The organism is Pauljensenia sp. UMB6358 (assembly GCF_030216865.1).
GTDB lineage: Bacteria > Actinomycetota > Actinomycetes > Actinomycetales > Actinomycetaceae > Pauljensenia > Pauljensenia turicensis_A.
In genome coordinates this window covers 270,477-287,594 of record NZ_JASOMS010000001.1, presented here as the reverse complement: position 1 = coordinate 287,594, position 17,118 = coordinate 270,477, and the positions used below count along the sequence as shown (strand labels likewise).

Genomic DNA, 17,118 nt, shown 5'->3' with positions numbered 1-17,118 from the left:
AGTGAGGCGTCGCGTAGTCGGCATCGAAACTGAATATGGCCTGATGAGCGCCGCACCGCCCGGGGTTCTGGCAATGGACGCCGACATGGCTGCACGCAAGCTCTTTGAACCGTTGCTACGTCGGGGACGATCATCGAATCTCTTCTTACGCAACGGTGGCAGGCTCTACCTTGATGTTGGCTCGCACCCCGAATATGCGACCGCTGAATGCGATCGCCTAGAAGACCTGTTGAACCAGGATCGTGCAGGCTCACTGATGCTCGCGATGCTGGCAGCAGATGCTGATCGCTCGCTTGAAAAAGAGGGGAGCGCTGAGCGCCTGCACCTGTTCCGCAACAACGTCGACTCGCAAGGAAACTCGTGCGGTTGCCACGAAAACTACCTCCTGCACCGTCGTCGTGATTTCCGTCAGGTCGCAGATGCCCTGGTTTCATTCTTTATCACTCGCCAGATTCTGGTGGGCAACGGTCTGATTCGACGTAATGCCTCCGGTGCAACACTCGCTTTCTCCCAGCGCGCTGAGCAGATGTGGGATGCCGTTTCATCCGCAACAACGCGTTCACGCCCGATCATCAACACCCGTGACGAACCGCTAGCAGATTCCGGTTCGTACCGTCGCATGCACGTGATCGTTGGCGATACGAACGTTGCTGAGCCAACGACTGCGCTCAAGGTGGGGGCCACCGAGTTTCTCCTTCAAGCAGTTGAAGACGGCTTGCATATCGAAGACCTGACGATGGCTGACCCCATGCGGTCCATCCGCGAGATTTCCATTGATTTGACCGGTCGAACTGAAGTCGAGCTTGCCGATGGTCGTCGCTGGACTCCCGTCCAAATCCAGCGTGAGATTCGCGAACGTATCTTGGGCACAATCGATGCTGCAGAGCTTGACGATATACATCGCTATGTTCTTGATCTCTGGGAACGGGGTTTGAACGCGATCGAATCCGGCGATTGGTCTCCGGTCGACACCGAACTCGATATCGCTATCAAAGCTAAGCTCTTCTCATCCTACGTTTCAAAGGCAGGGACGAACCTTGCCGATCCGCGTGTGGCTCGTTTGGATTTGAGCTACCACGATATTACCGGCAGCTCCCTGCTTGACCGTATGGAGGCGTCTGGCCTCGTGAAACGACTAACGAAGCGCGAAAGTGTGCAGGCGGCCGTGAATACTCCGCCTGCGACCACCCGCGCTCATCTACGAGGCCGCATCATCGGCGCTGCCGAAGATGCGCGCGTTGACCTGAGTGCTGACTGGGTTCACGTGCGCGTTGACGACTTATCGTCTTCCCCGCTTTCACTGCAGGATCCTCTGGCCAATGAAGATCCACGCGTGGATGAGCTCATTGGAAAGATCGCTTCCTGCTCACCGGTGCTTCCCGCATGAGCATGATTGATCTTTTCACACCCTCGCATAGGCATGGTCTGCGCAATCTGACCATTGCGTTGCTTGCCACCGTCGTGGTTGCTGGCGCCGCAATCATCGCCGTAGTGCACGCGACCCACAACGGCTCGGGCTCATCGAAGGTGCAGGGCATCAGAGGCCCCCTTGACTCCGTGTCAGTCTCGGGTCGTATTGGCGCGATCCCTGTTGTGACCATGGGACAGCCAGTGACGGTGAATGCCGCAAAAGCCAAGGTTCTTGAGATCGGAACTGGGCGGCAAATCACGAAGGATTCACCGATTCTGCTGGCTATCACCTCGTTCGACGGTAAAACAGGCGAGAATCTGTCTGCGGATGGGCGACCCGACCTCGTTGTCGGATCCGCAGACCAAGCAACCTTGAACGATGCTCTTCTTGACATTGTCGTTGGACTTCACGAAGGATCACGAGTCCTTGTCGCCCATCCGTTGGCTTCGTCTCAGAGCAAGTTAGCGAAGCCGACAGATCAGGACACTGAGCTTCTCGTGATTGATATTTTGTATTCGATCGCGAACGGTAGTGAAGACACCGGTGAATCTTCCGGGGTCCTGTCTGTGACAATGACCGACGAAGGTCCTGTTATCGAACATGGAAGCGACGTGCCCACGGACGTGACAACCCAGATTCTGATCAAAGGTGAAGGACAGCAGGTCACATCGAACGATCAGATTGTGGTTCAGTACGCCGCAGTGGGATGGAACGACGGCGTTGTTCGAGCATCGACATGGCAGACGGGCAAGCCAGAGGTCGTCTCAATGCTCACCGCGATGACCGGCTTGAAGCAGACTCTTGTTGATCAACGAGTGGGATCGCGACTGGCGATTTCTATTCCGCCCGATTTGGCGAACGGTGACGACACTGTGTGCATCGTCATCGATATTCTGGGCACTGAACCAGCATCCGATAATGCGTCTCAGTCGGGTGCTTCAGCCGAGCAGACGGGCGTAGCTCCGTCAGATTAACCGGAGTCTTCTTCCAACGCGCACAGCACCGCCGAAGAGTACGCGGAGCGAAATACAGTCCGAACCGCTAACGTAAGTGACAGTCAGTCAGCCAGCAGTTCGCCCACACATGCTGTGCATGCACAAGGCAGGACTGCCCTCAGGTAGTGAAGAGACCTCGACGAAGAAGGATAAACATGAGTGTCGCACTGAGAATTATCCCGTGCCTTGATGTGAATGCTGGGCGCGTCGTGAAGGGCGTGAATTTCCAGAATCTGCGCGATGCTGGGGACCCTGTTGAGTTGGCTAAGCGCTACGGGGCTGAAGGGGCTGACGAAATAACTTTCCTTGATGTGAGTGCATCGACTGAGAACCGTGGCACGATGCTTGATGTCGTGTCGGCCACGGCGGAACAGGTGTTCGTTCCTTTGACCGTTGGCGGTGGAGTTCGGACTGGCGAAGACGTGGCGACCCTACTCAAAGCGGGCGCTGACAAAGTTGGAATGAACACCGCTGCGATCGGCAACCCTGACGTGATTTCCGAGGTTGCGGATCGTTTCGGTAATCAGGTTCTGGTTCTGTCTGTTGATGCTCGGCGTTGCCCTCCCGGCGTTGAAACACCTTCGGGCTTTGAAGTGACCACTCACGGTGGAAAGCACTCGACCGGTATTGATGCGCTCGAATGGGCGATGGATGCCGAGCGCCGTGGTGTGGGTGAAATTCTGCTGAACTCAATGGATGCAGATGGGGTGAAGCAGGGCTTCGATATCGAACTACTGAATCTCGTGAAAGAACGCGTGCACGTGCCGATTATTGCTTCGGGTGGCGCCGGAACGGTTGAGCATTTCGTTGAGGCTGCTCGCGCGGGAAGCGACGCGATTTTGGCGGCGTCCGTGTTCCACTTCGGTGAAGTAGCGATTCGCGACGTGAAAACGGCCTTGGATCAGGCCGGTTTCCCCGTTCGCATGTGATACGCCACGGCCTTGCACGGTCACGTGTGAAAGACTGGAGCCATGCTCAGATGGCTTACCGCAGGTGAATCACACGGTCCGGCTTTGATCGCTGTCATTGATGGTGTTCCAGCCGGTCTTCGTATCGAATCCGACGATTTTGTGCGGGCTCTAGCCCGTCGTCGTCTTGGCTATGGGCGTGGGGCACGCCAGTCTTTTGAGAAGGACGTCGTGCGTATCGTCGGTGGTGTCCGTCATGGTATGTCGACGGGTGCTCCGATTGCGATTGAGATTGCGAACTCAGAATGGCCCAAATGGGAAGTTGTGATGAGCTCCGATCCAGTTGCCCCAGATCTTCTGCTGATTGATGCCGGTACTGGCGACGAACGTGAAATTGCGCGGAACAAGAAGCTGACCCGCCCGCGTCCAGGTCATGCGGATCTTCCGGGAATGCTGTCGTACGGTTGTGATGATGCCAGACCAATTCTGGAGCGTGCGAGCGCGCGTGAGACCGCAGCTCGTGTGGCGCTCGGTTGCGTTGCCGAGGCGATTTTGGACCAGGTGGCCGGTATTCGTCTGGTCAGCCATGTTGTGCAGGTGGGAACGCAGATCGCAACTGATCCTCATCTTCCGACTCCGGATGATGAGGGTGCTCTGAACGAATCTCGCATGCGTACCCTTGATACCGAGCTTGACCAGCGTTTCGTTGATGTCGTCGACGAAACGAAGAGAGCCGGGGACACCATCGGCGGTGTCGTCGAAGTGATTGCGTGGAACGTGCCCATTGGTTTGGGAACACACGTGAATGCCCAGCGTCGTTTGGATACGAAGGTTGCGGCTGCGCTGATGTCGATCCAGTCTGTCAAAGGTGTGGAGATCGGTGATGGTTTTGCTCAGGCGGCGTTGCGGGGCAGTGTTGCTCACGATGAGATCGTGAAGGGCGACGACGGGCATCTGCGTCGTACGTCAAATCGTGCCGGTGGTATCGAAGGTGGCACCTCGAATGGTCAGCCGATTGTTGCTCGTGCTGCGTTCAAGCCGATTTCTACGGTTCCGCGTGCTCTTCGTAGCGTGGATCTTGCGACGGGTGAAGAATCCGTCGGCTTGCATCAGCGTTCTGATACCTGTCAGGTTGTTCCCGGTGCTGTCATTGCGCAAGCTGAGCTCGCGCTTGTGCTGGCCGATGTTCTCGATGGCCACGCCGGAGGAATGTCGGTAGAGGAAATGCGTCGCAATCTTGGCGCATATATCGCGTCAATTCAGGAGCGCGCATGAGTGTCTCTTCACCTTCATCGATTCGACTGCATCTTCCGCTTGTTTTTGTTGGATTGCCCGGTGCGGGTAAGTCGAAGGTTGGGCGCCTTGTTGCCGCCCAGCTTGGGGTTTCCCACGTGGATACTGATGACCTCATCGAAAAGAGCGCGGGTAAGTCGATTTCGCAGATTTTTATGGACGAGGCTGAGCAGGGTTTTCGTCAGCGTGAGATTCGCGCGGTGCATCAGGCTGTGCAGATGGGCGGGGTGATCTCGTTAGGCGGTGGTGCTGTGACATCTGAAGAGGTTCGCGATGTCCTGCGTGATGTTTGTGTCGTCCATATTCATGTAGAACATGATGAGTTAGTGCGTCGGGTGACGAAGAAGGCTCACCGCCCTTTGCTTCGTGAAGATCCTGATGGGATGCTCCGCCAACTGCGTCGCGAACGTTTGCCACTCTATGAGGCAGTAGAGACGATTCGGCTTGAGTCTGACGATGGGCCTGCTTCAGAGGTTGCCGATCGCGTGGTGGATTTGGTGGATCTTGGATGGAAACGGATTCACGTTGGGGGAGATGCTCCCTACGACGTGTGTGTTGGTCACTCGATTCCAGTCAGCGCGATTGCAGGAGCGTTGCGATCTGATGCTTCGAAGGTATTGATTGTCCACGCCCAGCCTCTTGAGACCAAAGCACGCGAGATTGCAAACGGTCTTGAAACGATGGGCTTTGAGGTGGGTATCGCTACGCACCCCGATGGTGAGGCGGGCAAGAGCCTCGACGTCGTTGCACGTCTCTGGGATGAAGCTGGGCGCATGAAGCTCGGCCGAGCAGATGCAGTGATTGCCATTGGTGGCGGTGCAACAACTGATATGGCGGGGTTTGTTGCAGCAACGTGGCTACGTGGGATCGGTTTGATCAACATTCCGACGACCTTGCTGGCCATGGTGGATGCTGCAGTCGGTGGGAAGACGGGTATCAACTCATCAGCGGGCAAAAATCTGATTGGCTGCTTCCACCCGCCGTTGCGCGTGATCGTGGACCTCGATTATCTGTCCTCGTTGCCGGAAAAAGACTTCGTAGCCGGTCTCGGCGAAGTTGTGAAATGTGGATTCATTCGCGATACGGAAATTCTTCGCATTATCGAAGGAACCGACACGAACCTCCTGAGCGATTCGCGCTCCAACCAGATTCGGGAGCTGATCGAACGCGCTATCGTAGTGAAAGCGGATGTTGTTTCAGCTGACCTGAAAGAATCGGGATTGCGCGAAATCCTCAACTATGGGCACACGCTGGCTCATGCGATTGAAAAGTGCGAGAACTTTTCGTGGCGTCATGGTGAAGCGGTCAGCGTCGGATGCGTGTTTGCCGCACACCTCGGCGTTGTTCGGGGGCTTCTGACAGATGTCGACGTTGAACGTCATATCAATGCATTCTCACGAGTTGGCTTGCCGGTTACCTATTCCGGTACGTCCTTCGATGAATTGCTGGACGTCATGCTCTCAGATAAAAAGGTGCGTGCGGGTCAGCTCCGTTTCGTTTTGCTTGATGGCATTGGAAATGCGGCGACCTATCGGATATTGCCTGATGAAACGAGGCAGGTAGCTACGCGATTGGGGATCGCATGACAATCGAGTGTGTTGATACTTCTGTGGCGGGCACTGTCCGTGATAGAGAATCATCTGGGGTTCCCGGCCTCGTCCTTGTGGGAGTTTCTGGCGCGGGAAAGACAGCGGTTGGCCGCGCCATTGCTTCGCTGACTGGAATGCGCCTGGTTGAAACTGACGACCTTGTTGAACGCCAGAGTGGCAAAAGTGTTGCGCAACTGATCATTGCAGGCACAGGCGATGTGGAGCAGGTACGACAAGAATGTGCGCTTCGGGCGCTCGGTAGTGCAGGTGCAATCGTCACGGTTGGTGCCTCGCAAATTGAGAACGAGGCCGTGGCTAGGCGGCTTCAACGCTTAAACGATCAGGGAGCCGCAATCGTTGAGCTCTATGCCGACGTGAGTGAAGTGGCTCGACGCGAAGGACTGAATAAACCGCGTTCGGTTGGCCTGGGTGCACCACGTGCAATGCTCAGGCTGATGATTGCAAACCTGCATGAAAAATACTCAGAGATCGCTAATGTGTTAGTTGATACACGCGGTAAAACCGTCGATGAGGTTAGTAGAACCGTTATCGAACAGTGTAAAATCGCGTTGATTCTTTGAAAAACCAAAGTGAGGTATATCTGTGGCAACGACGAATGATCTGAAGAACGGCACAGTCATGGTCATCGACGGCCAGCTGTGGCAGGTCGTTGAATTCCAGCACGTCAAGCCGGGTAAGGGCCCCGCATTCGTGCGCACCAAGATCAAGAACGTGATGAGTGGCAAGATCGTCGACAAGACCTTCAACGCTGGTCTCAAGATCGAAACCGCAACTGTTGACCGTCGCGATATGACGTACCTGTACCAGGACGGCACCGACTATGTTTTCATGGACGAAAAGACCTACGAGCAGATCAACGTTCCCGAAGAGATCGTCGGCGATGCCCGTAACTTCATGATCGACAACCAGTCCGTCATCGTTTCCCAGCACGATGGCACTGTCCTGTTCGTTGAGCTCCCGGCTACTGTTGTCCTGACCATCACGCACACTGAACCCGGTCTGCAGGGCGACCGTTCCTCGGCAGGTACCAAGCCCGCAACGCTTGAAACCGGCTACGAGATCCAGGTCCCGCTCTACATGGAAGAAGGCACTCGCATCAAGGTTGACACCCGCGATGGTTCCTTCTCGGGACGTGTCAACGACTGATGTCCAAGGCATTTCGTTTCACTTCACGAACGAAAGCTCGCAAGCGCGCTGCTGACGTCGTTTTTGAAGCAGATCAGCGAGGCATGGGGCGTAACCCCGATGTCTTGCGCGATCTTTTGCGTCAGCGCAAAGTGATCACGGCAGCAGAAACCCCGCTTCCGGAATACTCGATTCAAGCAATCGAAGGTGTCGCTGATAACCTGCGTCGCATCGATGATTTGATCGAAAAACACGCGAACGTAGCGGGCCTTGATCGAATCGCCGGTGTTGACCTGGCGGTTATGCGCGTTGGCGTTTGGGAAATGCTGGACAACGACGATGTTGCGAACATCATCGCGATCGATGAAGCAATTGCAATTGTGAAGTCGATTTCTGGTGACGGGGCTCCGCAGTTCGTCAATGCTGTCCTTGACGCTATTCGACGTGAACTCGAGGCATCCCCGTGGTCGCGTCGCAGTTGCGACAATGACGCTGACGTGTCGGCTCCCGGTGATGATGCGCCCAGCCTGGCAGGCTCAGATGAGGATACCTCCCCTAAGACGCATGATTTGAGTGTCGATGAGCTTGAAGAGCTTGACGAGTTGCTCGACGAATACTGAGCAGGTTGGCTTGTAGTGGCGGATTGTAGCGAAAGCTATGGTCCGCCACTTGCTTTCTGTGCTTATTAACCTTGATGAAAAGTGTTAATGTGACAGTGATATTTGTTGAGTGTTAACGACTGTCAAAGATGAGGAGTCGTCGCTATGCCCATGAAGGGGATTAACCGACTGACACTGCGTGAGCAGGTGTGGACGACGTTGCGCGCAGAGATCCTTGAGGGCAACTTGCCAGCTGGTTCGCGTCTGGGTGAGGTCGATCTTGCCGAACAACTGAACGTGAGTCGGGGCACCGTTCGCGAGGCACTGCGTAAGCTCCAGCAGTCTGGTCTTGTCGAAGGTGAAGACCGCATTGGTTTGCGCGTCGCTCAATTTACTCCCAAGCAACTTCGTGAGCTCTTTGCTGTACGCGCAGCTCTAGAGGGACTGGCGGCATCGACGATCGTGACCCAGGGGAGAGGCAGCGAAGTCGCCGATCTCCTTGAAAAGAATCTCCCTGCAGGGGCGGATGGCAAGAGTGCCGTGGAAGTTCTGGATGAAGACCTTGGTTTCCATCAGATTTTGTGTCACGAATCCGGCAATGAAGTGCTGTTGGAGATGTGGAACGACTTGCAGGATCGGATGCGCGTTGCAATCATGTCCGACGCATCTGCACAACGCGCTGAGCTGATGAGCGGCGTTTATCATCAACCGATTGTTGACGCCCTTCGCGCCGGAGATCCCGAAAAGGCACGCGAGACTCTGAATGAGCACATGCGCTATGCGGGTGAGGTTTGGGCAGTGAACAGGGAAAAACAAGCGTCTCGAGTCGACGAAGACTAGTTCAATCGCATTCTTTCATCGGTGATGATCAGCACGCCGTCAACTAGACAGATCCGCGGGGTAGAGCACTACACTAGTTGACGAAGCGTTCCTTTAAATTCCGTCCTGTGAGGCGGGGAAGGAGATTCACTGATGGGATCAGTGCACCCACACGCAGAGCGGGGCAGCTCTGCACGGCAGGTTTTAGATGCCGATGATATTGCCCGTTCACTCACGCGAATCGCGTTTGAGATTATCGAAAGAAATGGCGAAGACCAGATGCTGGTCATCGCGGGAATCCCGACTCGTGGCGCGACGCTTGCCAAGCGCCTCGTCGAAAAGATCAACGAGGTCGGTGGTAGGCGCACGCAACTTGCCATCATCGACACGACAATGTTTCGGGATGACCTTTCCTCTCAGCCCCTTCGCGAGCCAAAGGAATCATTTGTACCGGCCCATGGCATCGACGGACGCACCGTCGTTCTTGTCGATGATGTGCTCTACACGGGACGCACCATCAAGGCTGCCCTCGATGCGCTGACATCGATCGGTCGCCCGAAGGCAGTCCAGCTCGCAGTTCTCGTTGACCGTGGTCACCGTGAACTGCCTATTCGCCCCGACTACGTGGGCAAGAACCTTCCCACCGCTCGTGATGAGTCAGTGTCGATTTGGCTGAATGAAACTGACGGTGAAGACTGCGTTCTGATTGAGAGGAACAACTGATGTCCTTGAATCACCTCATTTCCATCCGTGACCTCGAATATCGCGAAGCCCTCTTGCTTCTAGATACGGCTGAACAGATGGCGGCAACGCAGTCACGTCGAGTGAAGAAACTACCAACACTTCACGGTCGCACTGTTGTCAATCTGTTCTTCGAGGATTCAACCCGTACACGTCTGTCGTTTGAGGCTGCTGCAAAACGCCTCTCGGCAGACGTTATTAATTTCTCCGCTAAAGGATCGTCGGTCTCCAAAGGCGAATCGCTCAAAGACACGGCTCTCACCCTCCAAGCCATGGGCGCCGACGCGGTGGTTGTCCGCCACTCTTCTTCCGGAGCGGCTCACCGCCTTGCACACGCTGGTTGGATGGACCTGCCGGTGCTGAACGCGGGCGATGGCACTCACCAGCATCCGACTCAGGCGCTTCTTGATGCCATGACCCTGCGTCGCCACTACAAACGCAACCCCTCAGACCCCGACGTTGAACCGCTGGCACCGGGCACCGATCTCAAAGGCGCGCGCGTCGTGATCGTCGGCGATGTTCTCCACTCGCGAGTTGCGAGGTCCAACGTTGATCTTCTGACTCTGCTGGGCGCCCACGTCACGTTGGTCGCGCCTCCTACGTTGCTTCCCGTGGGCGTTGAAAACTGGACCTGTGATATCGAATACGACTTCGATAAGGCTCTCGCCACCGACCCCGACGCCGTGATGATGCTACGCGTCCAGCGTGAGCGCATGAGCGCTGCCGGCGGCGGATTCTTCCCGTCACCGGGCGAATATCACACCGCATACGGCCTCGATAATCAGCGTTTCAACGTTCTCAACCCCGAATGCATCGTGATGCACCCCGGCCCGATGAACCGAGGCCTTGAAATTAGCGCGGAGGCAGCTGACTCAAAGCGTTCCGTTGTCGTCGAACAAGTCTCCAATGGCGTCAGCGTTCGTATGGCTGCCCTCTACCTGCTTCTTGCCACGGAAGGAAACACCAATGACTGAAAACACCTCGAAAACTTGGTTCATTTCCGGCGCATCGATTCTGGGAGAGCAATCCAGCGACATCCTGGTCCGTGACGGCGTCATTGTTGCTATCGGTGCCGAAGCAAAGGACGGCGCCACCAATGCCCGGCATATTGATGCCGACGGTCTGATCGCGCTTCCCGGCCTCGTCGATATGCACACGCACCTGCGGGAACCCGGGCGTGAAGACGCCGAAACGATCGAAACCGGCACGCGCGCTGCGGCGGTGGGTGGCTACACAGCCGTTCACGCGATGGCGAACACGACCCCGGTTGCCGATAGCGCATCGGTTGTCGATCAGGTGTGGCAGATCGGTCACGACCTGGGATGGGTTGATGTCCGCCCGGTTGGTGCCGTGACTCAAGGCCTCGCTGGCAAGCACCTGTCGTCGATGGGTGCGATGGCACATTCCCGCTCTCAGGTGCGCGTCTTTTCTGATGATGGCAAGTGCGTGTCGGATCCGGTTCTCATGCGTCGTGCCCTCGAATATGTGAAGACCTTCGGTGGCGTCGTTGCGCAGCACTCGCAGGATCCGGACTTGACTGACGGTGCGCAGATGAATGAATCGCCACTGTCTGGTGAACTCGGTTTGGCCGGTTGGCCTCCCGTCGCTGAAGAGGCGATCATTGCCCGCGACATTTTGCTGGCAAAGCACGTCGGTTCGCGCCTTCACGTGTGCCACCTTTCGACTGCCGGATCGGTAGACCTGATTCGTTGGGGCAAGCGCATGGGTGTTGACGTGACGGCAGAAGTAACTCCACACCACCTGCTCCTCACTGAGGAAATGGCCACGACTTACGATCCGCTCTACAAGGTCAACCCGCCACTTCGCACTCGCGAAGACGTGGAGGCAGTCCGCGAGGGCCTCGCCGATGGCACGATTGACGTTGTGGGAACCGACCATGCTCCGCATCCGCTCGAAGACAAGGACTGCGAGTGGCAGGCGGGCGCGTTCGGCATGACCGGCCTGGAAACTGCATTGCCGATCCTGATCGAAACAATGGTGAACACCGGTCGCATGACGTGGGCCGATATTGCTCGCGTGATGTCGACAAAGCCTGCGCAGATCGGCATGGTTGCCACTCAGGGGCAGGGTCTTGTGGTGGGCGCTCCGGCCAATATCACGCTGGTTGATCCGAGCGTGCGCCGGAAAGTGGATCCCACCCAGCAGTTCACGCGCTCAACCAATTCGCCGTACCGAGGGATGGAGTTGCCCGGCCAGGTTCTGTACACGCTGTACGCCGGTGATGCAACCGTCATGGGCGGAATGCCGATTGAAAAGGCGGACCGGCGATGACCCAATCAGAACTCGCACTGCTCGTCCTTGAAGATGGCACGGTATTCCCCGGATACGCCTGGGGCAAACGCGGGCGCACACTGGGTGAGATTGTCTTTTCCACAGGCATGACCGGATACCAAGAGACGCTCACGGATCCTTCATATCACCGCCAGATCGTCGTCATGACGGCACCTCACATCGGTAATACCGGTGTCAACGATGAAGATCCTGAATCCAAACAGATCTGGGTTGCCGGTTTCGTTGTGCGTGAGCCTGCACGTCGAGCATCAAACTGGCGATCGAAGCGCACCCTTGATGAAGAACTCATTGAGCAGGGGATCGTGGGAATCAGTGGTGTTGATACTCGCGCTATCACGCGCCACATCCGCTCACACGGCGCGATGCGCGCTGGAATCTTCTCCGGTGGTGCACTTCCCGCAGGCGCTGAGCACCTGACTAACCAGGTGCGCGATGCTCTGGTACGTATTGTCGTTGATCAACCGATGATGGCCGGCGCAGCCTTAGCATCCGAGGTTTCGACAAAAGACACCTACGTTGTTAAAGGCGAAGGTGAACCGGTATGTCGCGTAGTGGCCGTGGATTTGGGCATCAAATCGCGCACACCGGAGCAGCTTGCGCAAAGAGGGGTCGAGGTTCATGTTGTGCCCAACACCGTGAGTTTCGCGGATATTCAGGCTCTGAACCCCGATGGAGTTTTCTTCTCGAATGGGCCGGGTGACCCCGCGTCTGCTGACCTGGAGATTGAGCTACTACGTGCGGTCCTGGATGCTGGGCTCCCGTACTTCGGCATTTGCTTCGGACACCAGCTGTTCGGTCGCGCTCTGGGGTATGGAACCTACAAGCTCGAATTCGGTCACCGCGGTGTCAACCAGCCGGTGAAGGATCTGGTGACCGGTCGCGTTGAAATCACCGCCCACAACCATGGTTTCGCAGTGGACGCCCCCGTTGGGGCCCCCTCGGTCGCACCGTTCGACGCTGGTCGCTATGGAAAGGTTGAAGTCAGCCACATTGATCTCAACGATGGGGTTGTGGAAGGCCTGCGGGCACTTGATATTCCCGCTTTCTCGGTTCAATACCACCCCGAAGCGGCGGCTGGTCCTCACGATGGTGAGCATCTCTTCGATCGTTTTGTATCCATGATTCTGGCCTCGAAGGAGGCGAACTGATGCCTAAGCGCCACGATTTGCGGTCCGTCCTTGTTATCGGGTCCGGTCCGATCGTTATTGGTCAAGCGTGCGAATTCGACTATTCGGGTACCCAGGCATGCCGTGTTCTCAAAGAAGAAGGCCTGCGCGTTATCCTCGTGAACTCCAACCCGGCCACGATTATGACCGACCCGGAGATTGCCGATGCCACGTACGTTGAACCGATTACCCCCGAAGTCGTTACGTCGATTATCGAAAAGGAACGACCAGACGCTCTGCTTGCAACACTGGGTGGTCAAACTGCACTGAATACAGCGGTTGCGCTGAACGAAGCTGGCGTTCTCGAAAAGTACAACGTTGAGCTGATCGGCGCGTCCATCGAGGCGATTAACGCAGGTGAAGACCGGGAAATCTTCAAGGAGATCGTTGAGACGTGTGGCGCCGAAGTCGCACGTTCCTATATTGCTCACACGATGGAAGAATGCCACGAAGCGGCAGCTCAACTCGGCTACCCGCTGGTTGTACGTCCCTCGTTCACGATGGGCGGTTTGGGTTCAGGCTTCGCCTACACCCCCGAAGATCTCGAACGCATCGCCGGTCAGGGACTTGCGGCGTCGATCACCACCGAGGTTTTGCTCGAAGAATCCATCCTCGGCTGGAAGGAATACGAGCTCGAGCTCATGCGAGACAAGGCGGATAACGTCGTTGTCGTCTGTTCGATTGAAAACATCGACCCGGTGGGTGTTCACACGGGCGACTCGGTGACCGTTGCACCCGCATTGACACTCACCGACCGCGAGTTGCAGCGTCTGCGCGATATCGGCATTGCGGTGATCCGTAAGGTCGGTGTTGATACTGGTGGCTGTAATATCCAGTTTGCTCTGGATCCGAAGACTGGTCGCATCATCGTCATCGAAATGAACCCGCGTGTATCGCGTTCATCCGCGCTGGCATCCAAGGCGACGGGCTTCCCGATTGCGAAGATCGCAGCGCGCCTCGCCACCGGTTACACGCTCGACGAAATCCCGAACGACATCACGGGCTCCACGCCTGCGTCTTTCGAGCCCACGCTGGACTACGTCGTGGTGAAGGTTCCGCGATTCACCTTCGAAAAGTTCCCGGAAGCTGATCCCACGCTGTCGACCTCAATGAAAGCAGTCGGCGAGGCCATGGCAATCGGGCGCAACTTCACGGAGGCGTTTCAAAAAGCGTTGCGCTCCATCGACAAGTCGGGAGTCCAATTCTCGTGGGCGCGGCCTCGTCCCACCACAGAAGAGACAAAAGCACTTGTCGCTCAGGCTGCACGAGGTACCGAACAGCGCTTTGTGCAGGTCATGGACGCAATCCGTGGAGGTGCGACGCTCGACGAGCTCTTCGATTCGACGAAGATCGACCCCTGGTTCCTTGACCAGTTCTACTTGCTTGACGAGATTGCTTGTGAAATCGCAGAAGCTCCCGCGCTCAACCGCGAGGTACTGAGTCTTGCGAAACGTCACGGCTTCTCTGACCGTCAGATTGGTGATATTCGAGGCCTGTCGGAGACGAGCGTGCGAGAAGTACGAGGTGCTTTCGAAATTCACCCCGTCTTCAAGACGGTGGATACGTGTTCGGCAGAGTTTGCGGCGAAGACTCCGTATCACTACTCGACCTACGACTTCGAGAACGAGGTTGCGCCCCGCGAGCGCGAAGCAGTCATCATTCTGGGTGCTGGACCGAACCGTATCGGTCAGGGCATTGAGTTCGATTATTCGTGCGTGCACGCAGCGATGAGCCTGCGCGAGCGCTACGACACGATCATGGTGAACTGCAACCCAGAAACCGTGTCGACTGACTACGATATTTCGGATCGCCTCTACTTTGAGCCCCTGACACTTGAGGATGTGCTCGAGATCTACCGGGCAGAAAGCGAGGCCGGTCCGGTCAAGGGCGTTATTGTTCAGTTGGGTGGTCAGACTCCGCTGTCGCTTGCGCGTGATCTTGAGGCTGCGGGGGTGCCGATTCTTGGCACGCCGCCGTCGTCGATCGATGTGGCTGAAGACCGTGAAGAGTTCGCTAAGGTGCTGGCGATTGCCGGTTGCCCGGCTCCGGCGCACGATACGGCTCATGTGGTCTCGCAGGTTCGCGAGGTTGCTGAGCGCGTTGGATATCCGGTGCTTCTGCGCCCCAGCTTCGTCTTGGGCGGTCGTGGTATGGAAATCGTGAATGACGAGGCCGCGCTCGATCGTTATCTCGATAGGCCGGATATTGGCGCGCTGTTCTCACGCGGTCCACTGTTGATTGACCGTTTCTTGGATGCGGCGATCGAAATTGACGTGGACGCGCTGTATGACGGTAATGAATTGTTTATGGGCGCCATTATGGAGCACATTGAAGAGGCCGGTATTCACTCCGGTGACTCGGCATGCGTGTTGCCACCGATGACTCTGTCGTCCAGCCAGCTTCACCGGATTGCTGCATCGACCGAAGCGATTGCACGTGAGGTGGGGGTGCGTGGCCTGATCAATATCCAGTTCGCCCTCTTGTCCGATGTCCTGTACGTGATTGAGGCGAATCCTCGTGCTTCTCGTACGGTGCCTTTTGCTTCGAAGGCGACGGGCGTGCCTCTGGCGAAGGCAGCATCTTTGATCCAGGTGGGCGATTCGATCGCATCGTTGCGTGAGCGTGGCATTCTCCCTGTCACGGATGCACGCGAGATCCGTGATGGTGCCTCGATTGCAGTGAAGCAGGTTGTTCTTCCATTCAAGCGCTTCCGTACAGCTCAGGGATTGGTCGTGGATACGATCCTCGGGCCTGAGATGCGCTCGACGGGCGAGGTTATGGGTATCGATCACAACTTCCCGACGGCATTCGCGAAGTCGCAATCCGGTGCGATCGGAAAACTGCCGACCGAAGGTACGGTCTTCATTTCGATTGCGGATACGGACAAGCGTGCGATCGTGTTCCCTGCGGCTCGTATGCGGGACCTTGGTTTTACGATTTTGGCGACAACGGGTACAGCTTCGGTGTTGCGCCGAAACGGGATTGAGGCCCAAGCTGTTCGCAAGCGCTCTGAGGGACGAGGCAATGAAGGTGAGCCCACCATCGTTGATTTGATCAACGATGGGATGATCGACATCGTTGTGAATACTCCGCAGAAGAGCGATAACCGCCACGACGGCTATCAGATTCGTACCGCTGCAATGACCCACGACAAGACGATTGTGACGACGCTCCAGGCGTTTAACGCGCTTGTTCAAGCGATTGAGGTGCGTACTCACGGTGCGTATCACGTGCGATCGTTGCAGGAATGGGATGCGCTTCGAAAGGAGAATGAACGATGACCATGCGAGGTTTCGGTGATCGTCTTGCCGACGCAATGGCTGAGCATGGGCCTATGTGCGTTGGGATTGACCCGCACCCCGGTCTGCTTGACCAGTGGGGCTTAGACCATTCGATCGACGGATTGCGTAGGTTTTCTCTGGGCGTTGTTGAAGCGTTGGGAGGCAAAGTTGCTGCATTCAAACCGCAGTCAGCCTTCTTCGAACGTTTTGGATCACACGGCGTCGGCGTATTGGAAGAAGTCATTGACGCCTGTCGAAATGCGGGTTCCTTGTGCATCGTGGACGCTAAACGCGGTGACATTGGTTCAACTATGAACGGTTACGCCGATGCGTATCTGGCTAATGGTTCTCCGCTGGCCGGCGATGCTGTGACTCTTTCACCGTATTTGGGTGTTGGCGCGCTCACCCCGGCGCTTGAAATGGCAAAAGAGACGGGCAGGGGAGTGTTCGTTCTTGCTCTGACATCGAACCCTCAGGGTGCTTCGGTTCAACACTGTGTGAACTCCGAGGGGCAATCGGTTGCTGGGGGAGTCATTCAAGCAGTGTCCGATTTCAATGCGACGTTCGACTTTGAGCACATGGGTCCTGCTGGAATTGTTGTGGGCGCGACCGTTGGGGATGCTCGCCGTCGCCTGGGCATCTCTTTCGATGCCTTCAATGGCGCAATTCTTGCCCCCGGGGTGGGAGCTCAAGGTGCCGGTCCGAAGGAACTGGGCGAGGTGTTCGGCCAAGCAGCTTTGAACGTGCTCGCGTCGTCATCTCGAGCGATTTTGGCCAAAGGCCCCGATGCTCTGGGCCTTCAACAGGCATATGCTCAAGCGGTCGCCGAATTAGCTGAGTGAATATTGCTTCCCACT

General features: G+C 56.6%; 15 protein-coding genes. All 15 read left to right on the top strand.

Going from position 1 to position 17,118, the window contains the following annotated elements:
- Position 1 precedes the first annotated feature (1 nt).
- The 15 genes from pafA (at position 2) to pyrF (ending at position 17,103) form a co-directional block, all read left to right on the top strand.
- A complete protein-coding gene (gene pafA, locus QP381_RS01370) occupies positions 2-1,387 on the top strand; it encodes a Pup--protein ligase (RefSeq protein WP_285067473.1) in 1,386 nt (461 codons plus the stop codon).
- A gap of 2 nt (positions 1,388-1,389) precedes the next feature.
- A complete protein-coding gene (locus QP381_RS01365) occupies positions 1,390-2,385 on the top strand; it encodes an FKBP-type peptidyl-prolyl cis-trans isomerase (protein WP_285067472.1) in 996 nt (331 codons plus the stop codon).
- A 176-nt stretch (positions 2,386-2,561) separates the two neighbouring features.
- Complete coding sequence (gene hisF, locus QP381_RS01360) at positions 2,562-3,335, top strand: imidazole glycerol phosphate synthase subunit HisF (protein WP_006680985.1); 774 nt, start codon at positions 2,562-2,564, stop codon at positions 3,333-3,335.
- A 42-nt stretch (positions 3,336-3,377) separates the two neighbouring features.
- Positions 3,378-4,589 carry a chorismate synthase gene (gene aroC / locus QP381_RS01355; RefSeq protein WP_006680986.1) on the top strand — a complete coding sequence of 404 codons (1,212 nt, stop codon included), beginning with the start codon at positions 3,378-3,380 and terminating at the stop codon, positions 4,587-4,589.
- Positions 4,586-6,193: a 3-dehydroquinate synthase gene (aroB, locus tag QP381_RS01350; RefSeq protein WP_285067470.1), complete on the top strand. Its 1,608-nt coding sequence runs from the start codon at positions 4,586-4,588 to the stop codon at positions 6,191-6,193. The genes aroC and aroB overlap by 4 nt, the downstream gene beginning before the upstream one ends.
- Complete coding sequence (locus tag QP381_RS01345; RefSeq protein ID WP_285067469.1) at positions 6,190-6,777, top strand: shikimate kinase; 588 nt, start codon at positions 6,190-6,192, stop codon at positions 6,775-6,777. Before aroB ends, QP381_RS01345 begins: the two co-directional genes overlap by 4 nt.
- Positions 6,778-6,799: 22 nt before the next feature.
- Entirely contained in the window at positions 6,800-7,363 is a 564-nt protein-coding gene (gene efp / locus QP381_RS01340; RefSeq protein WP_006680989.1) for an elongation factor P, read from the top strand.
- Entirely contained in the window at positions 7,363-7,962 is a 600-nt protein-coding gene (gene nusB / locus QP381_RS01335; RefSeq protein ID WP_006680990.1) for a transcription antitermination factor NusB, read from the top strand. Before efp ends, nusB begins: the two co-directional genes overlap by 1 nt.
- A 144-nt stretch (positions 7,963-8,106) precedes the next feature.
- Entirely contained in the window at positions 8,107-8,781 is a 675-nt protein-coding gene (locus tag QP381_RS01330) for a GntR family transcriptional regulator (RefSeq protein WP_006680991.1), read from the top strand.
- Positions 8,782-8,913: 132 nt separating this feature from the next.
- Positions 8,914-9,483, top strand: a complete 570-nt coding sequence (gene pyrR / locus QP381_RS01325) for a bifunctional pyr operon transcriptional regulator/uracil phosphoribosyltransferase PyrR (RefSeq protein ID WP_006680992.1) — start codon at positions 8,914-8,916, stop codon at positions 9,481-9,483.
- On the top strand, positions 9,483-10,475 hold the full coding sequence (locus QP381_RS01320) for an aspartate carbamoyltransferase catalytic subunit (RefSeq protein ID WP_006680993.1): 993 nt from the start codon (positions 9,483-9,485) through the stop codon (positions 10,473-10,475). The genes pyrR and QP381_RS01320 overlap by 1 nt, the downstream gene beginning before the upstream one ends.
- Positions 10,468-11,793 (top strand): dihydroorotase, encoded by a 1,326-nt coding sequence (locus tag QP381_RS01315; protein ID WP_006680994.1) that lies wholly within the window; start codon positions 10,468-10,470, stop codon positions 11,791-11,793. Before QP381_RS01320 ends, QP381_RS01315 begins: the two co-directional genes overlap by 8 nt.
- Entirely contained in the window at positions 11,790-12,962 is a 1,173-nt protein-coding gene (gene carA / locus QP381_RS01310; protein ID WP_006680995.1) for a glutamine-hydrolyzing carbamoyl-phosphate synthase small subunit, read from the top strand. The genes QP381_RS01315 and carA overlap by 4 nt, the downstream gene beginning before the upstream one ends.
- Positions 12,962-16,261 (top strand): carbamoyl-phosphate synthase large subunit, encoded by a 3,300-nt coding sequence (gene carB, locus QP381_RS01305; RefSeq protein WP_285067464.1) that lies wholly within the window; start codon positions 12,962-12,964, stop codon positions 16,259-16,261. The genes carA and carB overlap by 1 nt, the downstream gene beginning before the upstream one ends.
- Positions 16,258-17,103 (top strand): orotidine-5'-phosphate decarboxylase, encoded by an 846-nt coding sequence (pyrF, locus tag QP381_RS01300; RefSeq protein ID WP_103633737.1) that lies wholly within the window; start codon positions 16,258-16,260, stop codon positions 17,101-17,103. The genes carB and pyrF overlap by 4 nt, the downstream gene beginning before the upstream one ends.
- Positions 17,104-17,118 lie beyond the last annotated feature (15 nt).

Coding starts and splice junctions, on each gene's coding strand:
- QP381_RS01315 (WP_006680994.1), top strand. CDS start 10,468: ATGACTGAAAACACCTCGAAAACTTGGTTCATTTCCGGCGCATCGATT.
- pyrR (WP_006680992.1), top strand. CDS start 8,914: ATGGGATCAGTGCACCCACACGCAGAGCGGGGCAGCTCTGCACGGCAG.
- pyrF (WP_103633737.1), top strand. CDS start 16,258: ATGACCATGCGAGGTTTCGGTGATCGTCTTGCCGACGCAATGGCTGAG.
- nusB (WP_006680990.1), top strand. CDS start 7,363: ATGTCCAAGGCATTTCGTTTCACTTCACGAACGAAAGCTCGCAAGCGC.
- QP381_RS01320 (WP_006680993.1), top strand. CDS start 9,483: ATGTCCTTGAATCACCTCATTTCCATCCGTGACCTCGAATATCGCGAA.
- carB (WP_285067464.1), top strand. CDS start 12,962: ATGCCTAAGCGCCACGATTTGCGGTCCGTCCTTGTTATCGGGTCCGGT.
- QP381_RS01365 (WP_285067472.1), top strand. CDS start 1,390: ATGATTGATCTTTTCACACCCTCGCATAGGCATGGTCTGCGCAATCTG.
- aroB (WP_285067470.1), top strand. CDS start 4,586: ATGAGTGTCTCTTCACCTTCATCGATTCGACTGCATCTTCCGCTTGTT.
- carA (WP_006680995.1), top strand. CDS start 11,790: ATGACCCAATCAGAACTCGCACTGCTCGTCCTTGAAGATGGCACGGTA.
- hisF (WP_006680985.1), top strand. CDS start 2,562: ATGAGTGTCGCACTGAGAATTATCCCGTGCCTTGATGTGAATGCTGGG.
- QP381_RS01345 (WP_285067469.1), top strand. CDS start 6,190: ATGACAATCGAGTGTGTTGATACTTCTGTGGCGGGCACTGTCCGTGAT.
- QP381_RS01330 (WP_006680991.1), top strand. CDS start 8,107: ATGCCCATGAAGGGGATTAACCGACTGACACTGCGTGAGCAGGTGTGG.
- aroC (WP_006680986.1), top strand. CDS start 3,378: ATGCTCAGATGGCTTACCGCAGGTGAATCACACGGTCCGGCTTTGATC.